We start from the raw sequence: 15,737 nt of genomic DNA, 5'->3' as shown, positions 1-15,737 counted from the left end.
AAGAAAAACAGAGGTACATACGTGAATAAACAATCAGGTTTCTCATTGCTAGAAGTTATGGTGGTACTGGTTATCATTGGCATGATCATGTCAATCGTGGCACCAAATATTATGGGTCAACAAGAAGAGGCGGCAATCGATAAAGCGCATTTGGATATCCAGCAGCTTGAAGATGCAATGAGATTTTATAAATTAAAAAATAAAGCGTACTTAACGACAGAGCAAGGCTTAGAAGGTTTAGTGACACAAACCAGCGTAGAGCCAACACCAAGACGTTTTCCTGAAGGTGGTTTTATTTCTAAGCTACCAGAAGACCCATGGGGTAACCCATATCTATTAATCAGTCCAGGTGAAGTGGGTAAAATTGATATTTTTTCAATGGGACCAGATGGCGAAGCGGGCACTGATGATGATATCGGTAACTGGGACGAAGAAAAACAGTAATGTATAATAATTCAGCGGCGTTATTATTTTTAGTACAGGGCTTAGCATGTTCTTAAGCCCCACAGCTAACTCACGCGCTACAAAACTGAAGCCACCAACACGTGGCTTTAGTTTAATTGAAATACTCGTTGTGTTGGTGGTCATCGCCTTTGCAACAAAGGTGGTGGTATACAGCTTTGATGGCGGTGTTGAAGATGAGCTTGATAAGCAAGCGCTGAGGCTGCATACCACCATTAATATGGCATCTGAATTTGCAATATTAAATCAGGTTGAATTAGGTTTTCATATTGACGAAGATACCTTTGAATTTTTAGTATTTGATGGCGAAAAGTGGATTGTGTTCGATCGCGATAAACTGTTTGCACCCATTAAAGTTGATGAGCGTCTTAAATTGACACTTAATCTAGAAGATCTCGCATGGGCTCAAGATAACCTTTTAGAGCAATCTAACTGGCAGGAGCTGATGAGCGGCGGTGATGACGATGATTTTTTAGAGCTTAAAAAACTTAAAATCCCGCAAGTCCTTATTTTATCTTCTGGTGAAGTTAGCGCGTTTCAACTTGTTTATGAATTAAAAGACGAAAGAGAGCCTCTGTACTTCATTGAAGGGGAGTTTTCTGCTCCTGTAAACCTACGCCGAGAACCTGAATAATGCTTAATAATAAAGGTTTTACTTTACTGGAAGTGATGGTGGCGTTGAGTATATGCGCTATGGCGGGTATTGCTGCTATGCAGGCAACGGGCGATCACATTAATCATTTATCAAGCCTTGAGGAGCAAACTTACGCATCATGGGTTGCTGAAAATGTATTGGTTGAACAACGGGCAAAAGGCAATAAATGGCAAGGAAAAAACGGCGCTAAAGGCACTGAGGTTATGGGGGGCGTTGAATGGTATTGGCGACAAGACGTGGTTGCCACAGCTGATAAAACCTTTGTAAAAGTGACTATTAATGTTTTTAGTGATGAAAAACTAGAATACTCAATTTATGAACTTACTAGCTACTTAAATAAAGGTGGTCGTTAAGTGAAGCAGCGCGGATTTACCTTATTAGAAGTGATGGTAGCGCTGGGCATCTTAGCCTTTGTCATTTTGGCTACTCATCAAATACTGGATTCGACCACTAAAGCAAAAGAAGCGTCGGACGAAAAAATTGCAGAATTAAATGGTTTGCAAACGACATTCAGGCTAATGGATCAAGATTTTAGCCAAATGACAAAGCGAGCCGTTCGCGACGAATCTGGCGATATACAAGAGTTTTATCTATTAGCGGGACGTTATACATTAAATAGCCAATATGACGGCATAGGCTTTGTACGCGATGGTTGGGTAAACCCAATAAATTTATTACCTCGCTCAGAACTACAAGCAGTGGGCTATCGCGTGATAGATGACAACTTAGAGCGTGTGCATCGGGTGTATGTGGATCAGCTTGATAATCTTGAACCGCGTGTGCAAGTAATACTCGAAAATATTGAAGATCTTAAATTTGAGTTTTTAGATGACAAAATTGAATGGCAAGAGCAATGGCAAAAAAAGGAACTCCCTAAAGCGGTTGCTGTGACTATTACGCGTATTGATGAAGAGCCATTAAGGCGCATATTTTTAGTGCCAGGTAATGGCCAAGGGGGCAGTGTTGAACCATAAACCCCAGCAAGGCGCCGCACTCATAATTGTGTTATTTATTGTTGCTTTAGCTTCAATATTGGCAGTTGAAATGAGTAGCAACCTGCTAATTCAGGTACAGAAAAGCACCAATATTCAAGGGCACCAGCAAGCAAAATGGTACGCCTATGCAGCGGAAGAGTTGGCAATAAAGGCATTGTTACAAAGCAAAAAAGACGATCCGGATAAAACCACACTAAAGCAGATTTGGGCTCAGCAAGGTGATGTGCCATACCCTGTTGATAATGGCACACTTCAAGGTAAAATTATTGATTTACAAGCGTGTTTAAATTTAAACGCATTGCGTGTAAAAGCAGCAACACAAGCAGGGAGTACAAGTAGAACAAACCCTGCACATAAGGCTCTACTTGCATTGCTTGAAAATATTGAAGACCTGCAATCAGATGAATCAGAAGAAGCGATGGCTGACAGTGTGTTTGATTGGCTAGACGAAGATAGTATTACGTATCGTTCGGGTGCAGAGGAGGACGAATACTTGTCGCGTCAATTTCCGTATATGACAGCGAATAGTTATTTTGCCTCAACATCAGAGTTACGTTTAGTTAAGGGCTTTAACCCGCTTGTAATGGAAAAAGTACTGCCTTACGTATGTGTTATACCAGGTAGTGAGTTATTGGCAATTAATGTTAATACGCTCGACCCCGAAAATGCCTTATTGCTTAGCGCAATGATTGATGGTTTGGATATATCTGGGGCGCAAGCCGTTTTAGCAGCACGCCCAGATGATGGTTTTTCAAATATAGAAGAATTTTTTGAGCAAGTGAATCAACAAGGGGCTCAAAATGTTAAGTCCGTTGAAAAGTTGTTCACCATAAATAGCGAATATTTTAAATTACAATCGCAAGCTGAATTTGTTGAGCTGCGTTTTTCGATGACCACATTACTGCAAGCCAAAGATGGTGAAGTAACGATACTGGCGCGAAAATTTGGAGGCGTACAGTGACAGAAATACTTTTGATCCGCACGGGTCAAACCCAGCAAGATAAAATTAATTGGTTGATTTACTCACCACTAGAACAAGAAATTATTGCCAGCGGTGACTTACCCAATGCAGAGCAATTGAGTAAGTTAACTGAAAAATCACAAAATCGAGAAGTGGTGGCATTGCTGCCTTGTGATCAAGTACAGCTTAAAACCGTTGAGCTACCTACTAAGTGGAATCGTAAACTCGAACAAGCATTACCCTATATGCTTGAAGAGGATATTGCGTGTGATGTTGATGATTTATTTATAGCGATAGCTGAACCGTCAATGATTGGTGATAAGCACGCAATTAATGTTGCGATGACAGATCGCGATTGGTTTGAATCTTGGTTAGCTGTATTTGTTGAGCATGATATAGAAGTATTTAAATTATTACCCGATGCAATATTACTACCTACAGCAGAAAATGATGCCTTAAGTGTAATTGAGCTGGGCGAACAGTGGTTGTGTAAGCACGGCCTGTGGCGAGTTGGCGCAGTAGAGCAAAGCTGGCTAGCAGAATATTTAGCAGCGCTAGGTAATCCACATGTTGAGCACTATAGCCCTGCGTCACAATTCCCTGAGACAATTGATTTAACAGCGCAGACAGATGCTTATGATTTACCATTAGCGTTATTTGCAAAGCAATTACCGAGTGTGAAGTTCAACCTTCGCCAGGGGCAGTACCAACTTAAAAAGAAAACGTCTTTATGGTGGGGATATTGGAAAAATGCTGCGATAGCAGCGAGCGTTGCTTTAGTGGGGTCAATCGTTATTAAAGGTGTTGAATTGCACCAATTGAATAGCGAAATAGACATAGCAAAAACACACGTTGTTGAACGTTACCAAAAAGCCTTTCCGGGTAAAGCACTGAACCCTCATCTGATTAAAAGCCAAATTAAAGGTGAGCTCGCCAAACTTGATGGCGTTAGCAGTGCAGGCTTTTTAGACCTTACCAATGAGCTGGTTAGTGTGTTTAGTCAGGTTCAAGAGTTTAAGCCTGAAACGCTACGTTATGATCAACGTCGTAATGAATTAAGAGTGCGTGCTCGGGGTAAAGATTTTCAAACATTTGGTAAAGTTAAAGCAATCCTTGAGCAGCGTGGTTTAACAGTTGATCAAGGGTCATTGAACAATGATGGCGACTTTGTAGTCGGTGAAATAAAACTACGAGGTGCAGCATGAAACAACAGTTACTAAAACATTGGCGTTCTTTAAAAGAGCAAGAACAACAGTTAGTAATGATTGCGGGTGTTATTTTTGTTATTTTTGTACTTGTTATGGGTATTTTTAGACCGCTCAATAATGCCATTGCTGAAGCACAGAAAAATCAGCTTAAACAGCAAGAGTTATTGACTTGGGTTGATACCAGTATTGTTAAATTGAAAGCTGGAAGTTCACGTGCTGTCATCAACAACCAAAATCTAAGTCAAATAGTCAATGCAACGCGTGGCCGTTACGATATTACAATTAGTAAAATGCAGCCGAACGACAACGCACTAAGATTAACGATTGACACAGTGCAATTTAATAAATTAGTGCAATGGCTAGATGAGTTAGTAAATGACAAAGGTGTGATGATCGAAAACCTCGATTTGAGCCGCGATGACAAGCAAGGCTATGTTCGAGTTAGCCGATTGGTATTAGAGAAGTAAGCATGAAAAAAACAGCCACACTTATAGTAATATTTATCATTAGTTTTATCGTGTTTGCTTTGTTAAAAACGCCCGCTGCTGTGGCGCTTAACCTTGCGAGTAAATACGTGCCTCAAGACGTACAAATAGGCAAAGTGTCAGGTACTGTGTGGCAAGGCCGAGTAATGCAACTTCGTTATCAGGGGGAGCAAATTAATAGCTTAACATGGGACATCTCTGGTTGGGCGTTATTTACAGGACAGCTTAAAGGTAATGTTAAGTTTGGTAATGCACGTGAAAAGACGGATATATCCGGTCGTGCAGATTTTAGCTATGGTTTGTTTAATCAAGCTATAACATTGTCAGATACAACACTGCGTTTAACTGTTGAGCGAGCGATGATGCGCTTACAGTTACCTTTGCCAATCAATGCCAAAGGACGAGTGATTGTACAATTGGATGAATTTTCTTCAGGGCAACCGTATTGCAATGCATTACAAGGTGAGATTTCTAGCCAGAATATTGATGTTCAAGGTTTATCTGGTTGGTTTAGCATTGGCCCTCTTAGCGGCCAGTTAAGCTGTAAATCAGGTGATGTTGCAGTGTTGGTTGATCCAGATAATCGCCTAGGGCTCGCAGCCGATGCAACACTCAAAGCGAATATGAACTTTAAGGTCGCAGGGTATATAAAACCTGACGCGTCACTACCAAAAGAAGTGCATGATGCGACTAAGTTTTTAGGCCGTGCTGATAGCGAAGGCCGTTTTCCATTAAATTTTTAAGTGTTATTGAGTTATCTTATGCAAATACCTGAATTTACTCTGCAACATAGTCAGCAACTAAGTGCATTTTTAGCGAGCCGAAAAGGCGCAATGACATTGCCGCAAAGCCAAGGTTATTTATTCGCGATAATATGTTCGCCCGAGCCGTTAGATGTTCACGAGTGGCTTGAGCAGATAATACCTGATACACAAGGGCAACTAGAGGAGCAGATGTTATTCTCCTTTATGGCTATGTACCACCAAATTAGCGAGCAAGTCTACGAAACGGGTTTTAAACTCCCTGTAAGCTTGCAAATAGGTGCTGATAATGAAAACTACCTAGATTTACATGAATGCCAACAGTGGTGCTTGGGGTTTGTACACGGCTCGCAATCTTATGTTGATAAGTTAATGCAAGCAGGTTCACTTTCCGTTGAGTTAAAAGAAGCATTGCAAACAGCTTATGCGAGTTTGGGATTTTTTGCTCTAGAGCCTGAAGTGATAGCAACAATTGCTCAACAAAATCAGTTAAGCGATGCGCAACTGAGTCAGCAGCAATATGAGTTAATGGGTGATTTTGCACTAGGTTTTGCTGAACTGATAGAAATCATTGCAGTACAAAGTGGCTTATATACGGATGAGGAAGACAGCTGGAACTAGGGCGTGTTGACCTTTGTGGATTGAAATTAGTTCAATCTAGGGGCTATTTAATCGCGGCGCGAGGTTTGTAACCTAGCAGGCTAAGTAAAAACCGAGCAAAGCTTGTACGTCCTGCTCACGCTCTTTACCTACATCCGTGTAGGTAACAAAGAGTCAATCCCCCTAGGGTATATAGCAGGGGATACCTGCTATATTAGATCAAGTATGATTTCAGTACAGTTTTGCGGGCATTTAGCGATGCCTTTTCCATGCTGCTGAGTTTTTAAATCTAACGTCAGCACTCCTTGGCACTTTTCGCACTTCGCGGTCTGTCCTTTAGCGAGCTTTTTCAGCAAGTTTTTATGCTGGTTAAACGACGCGCTGCTTTTTTTTGTTAATGCTGAGAAATCCACTATTTAGCTCTATTTTCTATCAGTGACTCGGATACGATAGAGCACACTGTAGCTAGACGATCTTCATAAAAATATAAATTAAGGTCTTTACTATTACAGTAACGCGTATGGAACAACTGCAGTTGCTCATCTGTTTTTAAGGTATCTTCTAGATACTCGCGCTCAGATCCTGATAGTGTGAGTGCAGAGCTAATTCGGCTTTTAGCCATGCTAGCACCTCTACCTCGGTTTATATTTCCAGCATCACTGAGTACGCCAACACCTTCCCCTAATAGTTTTTCTCTAGGTTCTTTTATCATTGGGTGGTCGATAGTAAATAACGCAAGTATTACAACAACAAGTACAAGAAATTTCTTCATATGAATAAACTTTGATCTAAGCGGGTATGAATTGACCACTAGTGTAATAAAATGCACCTTTGTAAAGCAAGTAAGTTAGGTGAATAAATTATTAGCATTGAATTTCAGTTTTTCTAAATAGAGTTGGTATAATGCTTATGAACAATTAGATTTTTCAGAAATCTCTGAACATAACGAAGCGCTATGTCAGTTTCTGCACTATTTTTAGTATGAGCTTTCTATATTTTATTTATTAAATAAAGCCATATGATTGTTCAACTTTCATTCTCCAAGCGGCGTTGAGGAACTTCGATGGAAAAGCAAATAAAAGTAAAGAACATACCTTCTGAGGTGAAGATCGAGAAACCAGATCTTAATGCCCCACAAGATAGATTTAACCCCCGAAACCGCATTTATGTGCGTGCAGTAACTGGTTTACACCAACTGCTAAGGCAGCGTATCGGTTTTCTTGGCATGTTAGCGTTTATGGCGTTGCCATGGATAAACTTTAATGACCAACAAGCCGTGCTATTTGATTTGATGGGTCAAAAGTACAATATATTTAGCCTAACGTTATGGCCGCAAGACTTTACTATTCTTGCTTTTATTTTAATGCTTGCCGCATTTGCATTATTTTTAGTGACTACCTTCTATGGCAGAGTGTGGTGTGGCTATACATGCCCCCAAACAGTGTGGACCTTCATCTTTATTTGGTTTGAAGAGAAATTAGAGGGGACTGCCAATAAGCGCAAAAAGCTTGATCAGCGGCCGATGGATTTCGATAAGCTGTGGCGAAAAACAGCTAAACATACGAGTTGGATTGCATTTTCGCTTTACACTGCACTGACATTTGTTGGTTATTTCACACCTATCCGAGAGCTACTTCCTGATTTTATCACCTTTAATGTGGGTGGTTATGCGCTTGTGAGTATTTTAGTATTTGCAGCGTGTACATACGCAAATGCGGGATGGATGCGTGAAATTATGTGTTTACATATTTGCCCCTACTCACGCTTTCAATCAGCAATGTTTGATAAAGACACCTTCACCGTTAGTTATGACGAAACTCGCGGCGAGAATCGTGGTCCTCGTAGCCGTAAAGACGATCCTAAAAATCTAAACCTCGGTGACTGTATTGACTGTAACTTGTGTGTTCAAGTATGTCCGACCGGTATCGATATTCGAAATGGCTTGCAGGCAGAATGTATAAACTGTGGTGCGTGTATTGATGCATGTGATGGTGTGATGGATAAAATGAGTTACCCACGCGGGCTTATTTCATACACGACGGAGCGTAACTTAGAAACGCCGGATAACAAAACAAACCCATTGCGACCTAAAATTATTGGTTACATTGTGATTCTAGTTATATTAAGCACTGCGTTGGTTGCAAATATAGTCATGCGTAAACCGATGGACTTAGATATCATAAGGGATAGAAATCAGCTTTATCGAGTCGATTTTGATGGTTTAGTTGAGAATACATACACCCTTAAAGTAATTAATAAAGCGCAATACGAGCAAAGCTTTAATATTAAAGTTGAAGGGTTGGAAAACTTTAAATATATAGGCAAGCAAACTTTCACTGTGCAGGCCGGTGAATCACATAATGTACCATTATCACTAGTAATGGACCCATATGATTTGAAAAAGCCTATGACCGAGTTTAATTTTATCTTATCGCCAGTGGATGAGCCGAGTTCACAAATTTCGCAGCCGAGCAACTTCTTTAAAGCACGATAGTTAAGTACACTATCACTTAATAAAAAGCGGGATTTTCCCGCTTTTTTATATTGATGAGAATTATGAGTAAATTTAGCTTTGTAGACTTAACCCCAGATTCAATTTTAGATGCCGTTGAAAGTATCGGCATTTATGCCGAGTCTGGCTTATTAGCATTAAATAGTTATGAAAACCGTGTTTATCAATTTAAAGCTGAAGATGGCAATCGCTATGTTGTTAAATTTTACCGACCTGAGCGCTGGAGCAAGGCACAAATACTAGAAGAGCACTTATTTGCAGCGGAGTTAGCTGATGCCGAGGTGCCTGTTGTTGCGCCGATTAGTCGTAATGGTGAGAGTTTATTTGAACATGACGGCTACTTGTTTACGCTGTTTCCAAGTGTTGGTGGACGTATATTTGAAGTTGATAATTTAGATCAGCTTGATGTACTTGGGCGTTTGATAGGCCGAATGCATCAATCAGCAAAAGTCAGTGAATTTAGTCACCGGCCTACAATTAGCTGTGATGAGTATTTAGATACAGCTAAAATTCAGCTTCAAAACAGTAATCTAGTGCCAAGTAGCCTAACTACAGCGTTTTATACCATTTTGGATATGGTGATCGATAAGACCAAATCACTCTATCAACAAGTCAGCACAATACGCCTGCATGGAGACTGCCACGCAGGTAATATTTTGTGGGCGGGTGATGCGCTCATGTTTGTAGATTTAGATGATAGTCGCCAAGGTCCTGCTATTCAGGACTTATGGATGATGCTAAGTGGCGATCGAAACAACCAACTGTTACAGTTAGATACCTTGGTGGCGGCCTATGAAGAGTTTTGTGATTTTGACCACTCTCAGCTTAAATTGATTGAACCATTACGTGCTATGCGTATGATCCATTACATGGGATGGTTAGCTAAACGCTGGGATGATCCTGCATTTCCACGGAACTTTTCGTGGTTTGCGGATGACAAATACTGGGAGCAACAAATTTTAGCATTAAAAGAGCAGTATTCTGCACTACAAGAACCAGCGCTAAAATTACTGCCATAAATAAATTATTTTAAAAAAGTGAATCGAGAGTCCAATGCTTAAAAAATTAAAACTGAGTCTTCTACTTTTATGTTTACCCTTTGCAGCTATGGCCGCAGACTTTAAAGCGGGTGATCAATATGATGTATTGAATATTGAAAAAAGCAAAACGCCCCAAGTAACCGAGTTTTTCTCATTCTATTGCGGACATTGCTTTAAGTTTGAGCCCGTCGCTAAAGCGATCGAAAAAAGCTTGCCTGAAGGTGCTGAGTTTATTAAAAGCCATGTAAATTTTCTTGGTGGTTTAACACCACAAGTGCAAAGTAACTTAAGCTACGCTTATATCATTGCTAAACAGCATAATAAAGGTGAGAAAATTGCGGATCAAATCTTCAACAGTATTCATGTTCAACGCGCACCGCTTGATAACATTAAAGATGTTAAAAAGTTACTTGAAGTGAATGGTATTGATAATGATACATTTAATAGCGATATTGCCAGCATGCCAGTTATTTCAGCTGAGCGTGCTATGCAAGATAAGCAAAATAAATATTCTGAAATGGGCGCTTTGACCGGCGTACCAACATTCATCGTAAACGATAAATATAAAATAAATATCAATACCATTAAGAGCCAAGAGCAGCTTAATGAGTTAGTAGAATTTTTATTAGAACAATAATTTTTTGGAGTTAATTGATTATGATTAAATTAGTTAAAGCAGGATTACTTGCCTTATTGCTACCTTTGGCGGCAAATGCGGCGCCAACGACTTATGAAGAAGGCGTGCATTATGAGATTGTCTCTGAGCGTGCGAGCAAAAAACCTGAAGTAAAAGAGTTCTTTTCATTTTATTGCCCAGCGTGTAATAACTATGAAGCGCTACTGGCTGAAGTTAAACCAAAATTAAATACAGGCGTTGAGTTCAAAAAAAGCCATGTGGATTTTGTCGGTGTGCGAGACCCAGAAAATCAGCAAATGATCTCTCAGGCTCTAGCAACAGCTGAAGTGCTACCACAAAAGGATGCATTGATTGCCGCTATGTTTAACCATATTCACGCCAAGCGCGCAAAGTTTAACGAATTAGCAGATATAAAAGATGTATTTGTTGCCCAAGGTGTTGATGGCGACAAGTTTGATAAAGTTTATAAGAGCTTTTCAGTGCGCACTATGAGCTCGAAGATGAAACGCGATCAAAATTACTATAAAGAAAAGGGCGCACTACGTGGCGTACCAACCTTTATCGTCAATGGTAAGTATAAGCTTAACTTAGGTCGTGAAACAGGTATTACAGAACCTGATGACATTAGTAAACTGATTAACTATTTAGCTGCTAAATAGCTAAATATAAAATTATGATGAAAGCCCCGGTTGCGGGGCTTTTTTGTTTATAGAGATGCATGATGGAAAAGATTTTCGTATCGAGTTGTTTGTTGGGCGCCCCCGTACGTTATGACGGTAAAGGCCAGGCATTAAAACACCCCCAATTAGCCACTTGGCAGCAGCAAAAAAGAATCGTTTCTTTTTGTCCGGAAGTTGCTGGTGGCTTACCAATTCCACGAGCCCCTGCAGAGTTAAAGTCACAAAAAGTAATAACCAAAAGCGGTGAAGATATGACTGCTGAGTTTGAGCTTGGTGCTCAAAGAGCGTTACGCTTTTGTAAGCTAAACCACATTCGGTTTGCATTACTAAAAGAGTCGAGCCCGTCATGTGGGCGAAATAATATCTACGACGGCACGCATAGCGGTATAAAAATCATAGGTATGGGTTTAACTGCGGCATTATTAGAGCAAAATGATATAAAGGTATTTAGCGAAATGCAAATACCAGCGCTGTTAAAAGCACTGGCACAGGAAGTATAGCTATTTTATCAAAGCGCCTTTTTTTGTAAAAACACGCCCGACTCAATATGGTGGGTGTATGGGAACTGATCAAAAATAGCGAAACGTTTAACGTCATGCGTACGGGTTAAGTGGTCTAAATCGCGTTCTAGTGTCTCAGGGTTACACGAAATATAAATAATGCTCTCGTAATTGGCGACTAAATCACATGTTAATGTATCCATGCCTGCGCGTGGTGGATCTACTAAAATAGTTTGACAATCGTAGCTGGTTAAATCAATCCCTTCTAACCGAGAGAATGTACGCTCGCCGTTCATTGCTTGCGTAAACTCTTCACTCGACATACGAATAATATCTAAATTGGTTACATTATTTTTAGCAATATTATATTGCGCCGAATGCACCGATGACTTAGATATTTCTGTTGCCAATACACGGTTAAATGAGCCAGCTAGCGCAATTGAAAAATTACCATTGCCGCAATAAAGCTCAAGTAAATCATTCTTAAGAGGTTTACATAAATCTTGTGCCCACTCCAGCATTTTGATGTTCACTTGTGCATTGGGTTGAGTGAAGCTATTTTCTACCTGCTGATAAATAAGCGCTTGGCCATTAACCGTTAAGTGCTCGGTTACATAGTCAGTGCCTAGTACTTCTTTTTGTTTACGCGCGCGACCAATAAAGTCAATTTTAAATGAATGGCTTAGCTTTTCTTTTAAGGCTTTTATTTCAGCCATCCACTCTTCATCAAGTGGCTTGTGGTAAAGTAAACTTACTAAAATTTCACCACTGAGAGTCGATAAGTAGTCAATCTGAAACAGTTTGCGGCGCAGGATTTCACAGTCTTTAAGATTATCAATCATCGCTTTCATTACTTCACCAATTAATGGCGCAGCAGGGTCAAACTCATCGACCCTAATTTTTTCTTTTGTTGCTTGGTCAAACATGATGTGAAACAGATCGTCGCCATCATGCCAAACTCTAAATTCAGCTCGTTGACGGTAATGAATTGGTTCAGAGGCAAATACGTCTAGTTGTTCAACACCAAAGCGTTGGAATTGCGCAATGATACGTTGCTCTTTTTCTGTTAATTGTGCATCGTATTCAGTTGTATCTATCTTTATAACCGCCATTACCTAATACCTTATCTCATTATGCTGTTTATCGGCGCTATTGTAGGGGGCAGAGAGTATTTGTCTAGTTTTGAGTAATAGTAAATGCTGTTTTTTTGTACGTATCGCTTTAGTTATTCGTTTTTAGGCCGATAATGAAGTAAGCAGAAATAGGAGTCGGATCATGAAAATTGGTAACTTTGGCTTTGTTCCAAATAATAATGTCAATAAATACAGCAATAAAGGCGCATTGCAGCAGCCTACAATACAAACCCCCCAAGATAGCTATCAGCAACGTGGTAAAGAATTAGCTGCAAAAGTATTGGGAGATAAAATGGCTGAAGCCTTAGGTTTGCCGATCGCTGAAGAGAAAAAAGACAAGCCACTGTTTGATTTTGATGAAATTGTCAAAAATGTGCTTAGCTTTGTTACTGGCGCAGTTAAAAAGGCACAGGTCGATGGCGCAGACAATGAGAAATTAAAAGGTATGCTTGATGACGCACGTAAAGGTGTGCAAATAGGTATCGATGGCGCGTTTGAAGAACTAAAAGATACCGGCATCTTAAATGATGAAATTGAAGAAGGTATAGAAAAGTCAAAAGAGGGCATTTTTAATGGCCTCGATGAATTTGAAGATGACTTATTTAATCCCAAGCCAGATTCAGTAAGTGTTACGCAGGCGCAATATTTAAGTTTAAGTAATAACGCGCAATATAACTTCACGACCGCAGAAGGTGATGAAGTGAGTATTAGTTTTGCCGATGCATTCAAACAGCAATCAGCAAGTAGTTACCAGCGTAATGGTCAAAATGAAGGTTATGCGAGTGAATCATCGCAATCACGAGAGCTATCATTTAGCATGTCAGTCAATGGCGATTTAAATGAAGATGAGAAAGAAGCCATTAACGCCCTTATGGAAGACCTACAGAGTGTTAGTAAAACATTCTTCGGTGGTGACATGGAAGATGCATTTGAGCAAGCTAAAGAGCTAAATCTAGGTAATGAACAGCTGGTGGCATTTTCAATGGATTTAAAGCAAACCAAAACGTTCGCAGCAATAAAAGGCTATGAAGAAAATAAGCCTGCGCCAGAAAAAGCAATTACCGAGAAGGTCACACCATTTAACAGTGATTTAAAAGATGCATTCAATAAAGCAGGTGATCTTGCATTGCAAAATGAGCTGTCAGGTATTTTGCAATGGTTAAATCAAGATCAGGAAGAAGTCGGCAAGCTAGTTGATTATACCAAGGCCATGTTTGAACAAATGAACAAGTTACGCTCAGCAACATTAGAGGGTGAAGCTTAAGCTTTATTTTAGAAGATGTGCATGGCAAACTGGCCAGCTTAGGTTTAGTTTGGAGCGAGTCGTTTGTCAGCACATATAATGGTATTTGATTCTGGAATAGGGGGGACAACCGTTCTTGAGCATATTCAGAAGCAGCTCCCATATGCACGCATTAGCTATTTTATGGATAATGCATTTTTACCCTATGGTAAATTGAACCAGCAAAAAATTATTGAACGCCTCAGAGGTTTACTGCACTTTATCGAAGTGAACTCACTTAACGTTGATGTGTTAGTTATAGCATGCAATACGGCATCCACTTCAGCATTGAGTGCTATTCGATCATTAACACACATTCCTATAGTAGGCGTAGTGCCTGCTATTAAACCTGCCGCAAGTATCACGAACAGTCATCACATAGGCCTACTCGCAACACCAGCAACGATAAGCAGCCCATATACACAGCAATTAATCGAAGACCATGCTTCATCTATCACTGTTAGTTTATATAGTAGTGTCGCGTTAGTCGCTATTGCTGAATATACCTACTTAAATGGAGTGGTCGACACAGACAAGTTAAACGCCGAGCTTAGAGAGTTATCAATTAATCAAAGTATTGATGTTTTGGTATTAGGGTGTACGCATTTTCCCATTTTAGCGTCGGCGATTCATGCATTTTATCAAGGCAGCATTAAATTATTAGATTCGGGAGCGGCGATAGCAAAGCGGGTAGAAACTGTGCTTATAGAGAAAAACTATTCCTTAAACAGCAAAGTTACTTTTGATCACAAAAAAAAGCCGCTGCATTATTATGCAACGGCTTCTATTGTCATTGATGAGCAACCGGTGGAGCTAGTTACACTGACTGATCCGATTCAGAACGAAAAGAGTTAGGCTCGTCATCTTGTTTTTGTTTTGCTTCACGAACTTTCAACGTACGTTGTTGGAACTCGCTATCGTTTAACTTAGCAATTGCATTATCAGCATCTGACTCTGCCATTTCAACAAAACCAAAGCCGCGGCGCTTGCCAGTATTTTTATCCTTTAATAAACGAACATTAAACACTTTACCTTGCTCTTCAAATAAAGCACGAACAACACCTTCATTTGCACGATAAGGAAGATTGCCTACATAAAGTGTTTTTGTCTTTACTTCGGCTTCTTCTAAATCGTCAGACGACATTGCAGCAATAACAACACCACCAATTAGTAAACCAGCACCAAATAACAGTGCAGGACTTAATTGTAGGCTTGAAAGCGCAAAATTAACTATAACGAAACCAATAACAGCAAGGATAACTGAAGAGATAAGAGATTTTTGATCGGGTAATTTCATTTTTGATCTACCAATAAACAGGAAATAAACATTAATTTAACATTGTGAACTTGCTATCTTAACGCGATAAATGAACATAGCAATGGTATTTATGTGAAATTATCTAATTTAGCTTAAAAAAACAGCTCTGTAGTAGGCGTGAATTATCATTTCAAGCCGATTAGCACGCTTTTTGAGCGAACAGTCAAAATATCGAAAAAAAGTGTTGATCTGTTTTTGGATCTCCCTATAATGCGACCCCACTGAGACGGCAAACGCCAACGCATAGCGAGGCGCAGACTTATCAGAGAGTTAAATAAAACTTAGGTTTTAAATATTCCAAAAGAAAATTTAAAACAAAGTATTGACTCGAAAAATAAAGGGTGTATTATTCGCATCCCTTGAGTCGCTAAAGCGAATCAAAACGTTCTTTAACAATATAAAGCAATCATCTGTGTGGGCACTCGTACAGATTGAGTTCTAACAGCCGAACTTAGTTTACTAAGCAAGGCAAAAAATTTAGAGTCTCAATGTGATTTCTCGAAAGAGA

20 protein-coding genes are annotated in these 15,737 nt (G+C 39.8%); 16 read left to right on the top strand and 4 right to left on the bottom strand.

The window, feature by feature from the left end:
* Positions 1-21 precede the first annotated feature (21 nt).
* Genes gspG through HH219_RS20280 form a run of 9 tightly spaced genes read left to right on the top strand, consistent with a single transcriptional unit; the run spans position 22 to position 6,148 of the window.
* Positions 22-444 carry a type II secretion system major pseudopilin GspG gene (gspG, locus tag HH219_RS20320; RefSeq protein ID WP_169328469.1) on the top strand — a complete coding sequence of 141 codons (423 nt, stop codon included), beginning with the start codon at positions 22-24 and terminating at the stop codon, positions 442-444.
* Between the two features lie 46 nt (positions 445-490).
* On the top strand, positions 491-1,096 hold the full coding sequence (gene gspH, locus HH219_RS20315; RefSeq protein WP_169328468.1) for a type II secretion system minor pseudopilin GspH: 606 nt from the start codon (positions 491-493) through the stop codon (positions 1,094-1,096).
* Positions 1,096-1,470: a type II secretion system minor pseudopilin GspI gene (gene gspI, locus HH219_RS20310; RefSeq protein ID WP_054206837.1), complete on the top strand. Its 375-nt coding sequence runs from the start codon at positions 1,096-1,098 to the stop codon at positions 1,468-1,470. Before gspH ends, gspI begins: the two co-directional genes overlap by 1 nt.
* Positions 1,471-2,091 (top strand): type II secretion system minor pseudopilin GspJ, encoded by a 621-nt coding sequence (gene gspJ / locus HH219_RS20305; RefSeq protein WP_054206838.1) that lies wholly within the window; start codon positions 1,471-1,473, stop codon positions 2,089-2,091.
* On the top strand, positions 2,063-3,073 hold the full coding sequence (gspK, locus tag HH219_RS20300; protein ID WP_054206839.1) for a type II secretion system minor pseudopilin GspK: 1,011 nt from the start codon (positions 2,063-2,065) through the stop codon (positions 3,071-3,073). Before gspJ ends, gspK begins: the two co-directional genes overlap by 29 nt.
* A complete protein-coding gene (gene gspL, locus HH219_RS20295; RefSeq protein ID WP_169328467.1) occupies positions 3,070-4,278 on the top strand; it encodes a type II secretion system protein GspL in 1,209 nt (402 codons plus the stop codon). Before gspK ends, gspL begins: the two co-directional genes overlap by 4 nt.
* Positions 4,275-4,748 (top strand): type II secretion system protein M, encoded by a 474-nt coding sequence (locus HH219_RS20290; protein WP_054456060.1) that lies wholly within the window; start codon positions 4,275-4,277, stop codon positions 4,746-4,748. Before gspL ends, HH219_RS20290 begins: the two co-directional genes overlap by 4 nt.
* A 2-nt stretch (positions 4,749-4,750) precedes the next feature.
* Entirely contained in the window at positions 4,751-5,509 is a 759-nt protein-coding gene (locus tag HH219_RS20285) for a type II secretion system protein N (RefSeq protein WP_169328466.1), read from the top strand.
* 18 nt (positions 5,510-5,527) lie between these two features.
* Complete coding sequence (locus HH219_RS20280; RefSeq protein WP_169328465.1) at positions 5,528-6,148, top strand: UPF0149 family protein; 621 nt, start codon at positions 5,528-5,530, stop codon at positions 6,146-6,148.
* 188 nt (positions 6,149-6,336) lie between these two features.
* Here the strand turns inward: HH219_RS20280 and HH219_RS22160 are convergent, their stop codons facing one another.
* Together HH219_RS22160 and HH219_RS20275 are read right to left on the bottom strand one after the other, a co-directional pair.
* Complete coding sequence (locus HH219_RS22160) at positions 6,337-6,540, bottom strand: hypothetical protein (protein WP_349251631.1); 204 nt, start codon at positions 6,538-6,540, stop codon at positions 6,337-6,339.
* Positions 6,540-6,899, bottom strand: a complete 360-nt coding sequence (locus tag HH219_RS20275) for a hypothetical protein (protein WP_054206845.1) — start codon at positions 6,897-6,899, stop codon at positions 6,540-6,542. The genes HH219_RS22160 and HH219_RS20275 overlap by 1 nt, the downstream gene beginning before the upstream one ends.
* Before the next feature lie 291 nt (positions 6,900-7,190).
* On the opposite strand from HH219_RS20275, the gene ccoG reads away from it, so the two are divergent.
* The 5 genes from ccoG (at position 7,191) to HH219_RS20250 (ending at position 11,496) form a co-directional block, all read left to right on the top strand.
* Positions 7,191-8,621, top strand: a complete 1,431-nt coding sequence (gene ccoG / locus HH219_RS20270) for a cytochrome c oxidase accessory protein CcoG (protein ID WP_054206846.1) — start codon at positions 7,191-7,193, stop codon at positions 8,619-8,621.
* Positions 8,622-8,683: 62 nt separating this feature from the next.
* Positions 8,684-9,658 carry a serine/threonine protein kinase gene (locus HH219_RS20265; RefSeq protein ID WP_054206847.1) on the top strand — a complete coding sequence of 325 codons (975 nt, stop codon included), beginning with the start codon at positions 8,684-8,686 and terminating at the stop codon, positions 9,656-9,658.
* A gap of 34 nt (positions 9,659-9,692) precedes the next feature.
* Positions 9,693-10,316: a thiol:disulfide interchange protein DsbA/DsbL gene (locus tag HH219_RS20260; RefSeq protein WP_169328464.1), complete on the top strand. Its 624-nt coding sequence runs from the start codon at positions 9,693-9,695 to the stop codon at positions 10,314-10,316.
* 20 nt (positions 10,317-10,336) lie between these two features.
* Positions 10,337-10,975 (top strand): thiol:disulfide interchange protein DsbA/DsbL, encoded by a 639-nt coding sequence (locus HH219_RS20255; RefSeq protein ID WP_054206849.1) that lies wholly within the window; start codon positions 10,337-10,339, stop codon positions 10,973-10,975.
* 62 nt (positions 10,976-11,037) lie between these two features.
* Positions 11,038-11,496 (top strand): DUF523 domain-containing protein, encoded by a 459-nt coding sequence (locus HH219_RS20250; RefSeq protein WP_054206850.1) that lies wholly within the window; start codon positions 11,038-11,040, stop codon positions 11,494-11,496.
* Between the two features lie 8 nt (positions 11,497-11,504).
* On the opposite strand, the gene trmA is transcribed toward HH219_RS20250, so the two are convergent.
* Positions 11,505-12,608 (bottom strand): tRNA (uridine(54)-C5)-methyltransferase TrmA, encoded by a 1,104-nt coding sequence (gene trmA, locus HH219_RS20245; protein WP_054206851.1) that lies wholly within the window; start codon positions 12,606-12,608, stop codon positions 11,505-11,507.
* A gap of 163 nt (positions 12,609-12,771) precedes the next feature.
* Between trmA and HH219_RS20240 the strand changes: the two genes are divergently transcribed.
* Both HH219_RS20240 and murI read left to right on the top strand, forming a co-directional pair.
* The gene (locus tag HH219_RS20240; RefSeq protein WP_169328463.1) at positions 12,772-13,893 is read left to right on the top strand and encodes a DUF5610 domain-containing protein; all 1,122 of its coding nucleotides are present in this window, start codon (positions 12,772-12,774) and stop codon (positions 13,891-13,893) included.
* Between the two features lie 63 nt (positions 13,894-13,956).
* Positions 13,957-14,766 carry a glutamate racemase gene (gene murI / locus HH219_RS20235; protein WP_169328462.1) on the top strand — a complete coding sequence of 270 codons (810 nt, stop codon included), beginning with the start codon at positions 13,957-13,959 and terminating at the stop codon, positions 14,764-14,766.
* On the opposite strand, the gene HH219_RS20230 is transcribed toward murI, so the two are convergent.
* On the bottom strand, positions 14,729-15,208 hold the full coding sequence (locus HH219_RS20230; protein ID WP_054206854.1) for an RNA-binding protein: 480 nt from the start codon (positions 15,206-15,208) through the stop codon (positions 14,729-14,731). The genes murI and HH219_RS20230 overlap by 38 nt on opposite strands.
* Between the last annotated feature and the right edge of the window lie 529 nt (positions 15,209-15,737).

Source organism: Pseudoalteromonas sp. NEC-BIFX-2020_015 (assembly GCF_012952265.1).
Taxonomy (GTDB): domain Bacteria; phylum Pseudomonadota; class Gammaproteobacteria; order Enterobacterales; family Alteromonadaceae; genus Pseudoalteromonas; species Pseudoalteromonas neustonica.
This window is presented reverse-complemented; position numbering and strand designations above follow the sequence as displayed.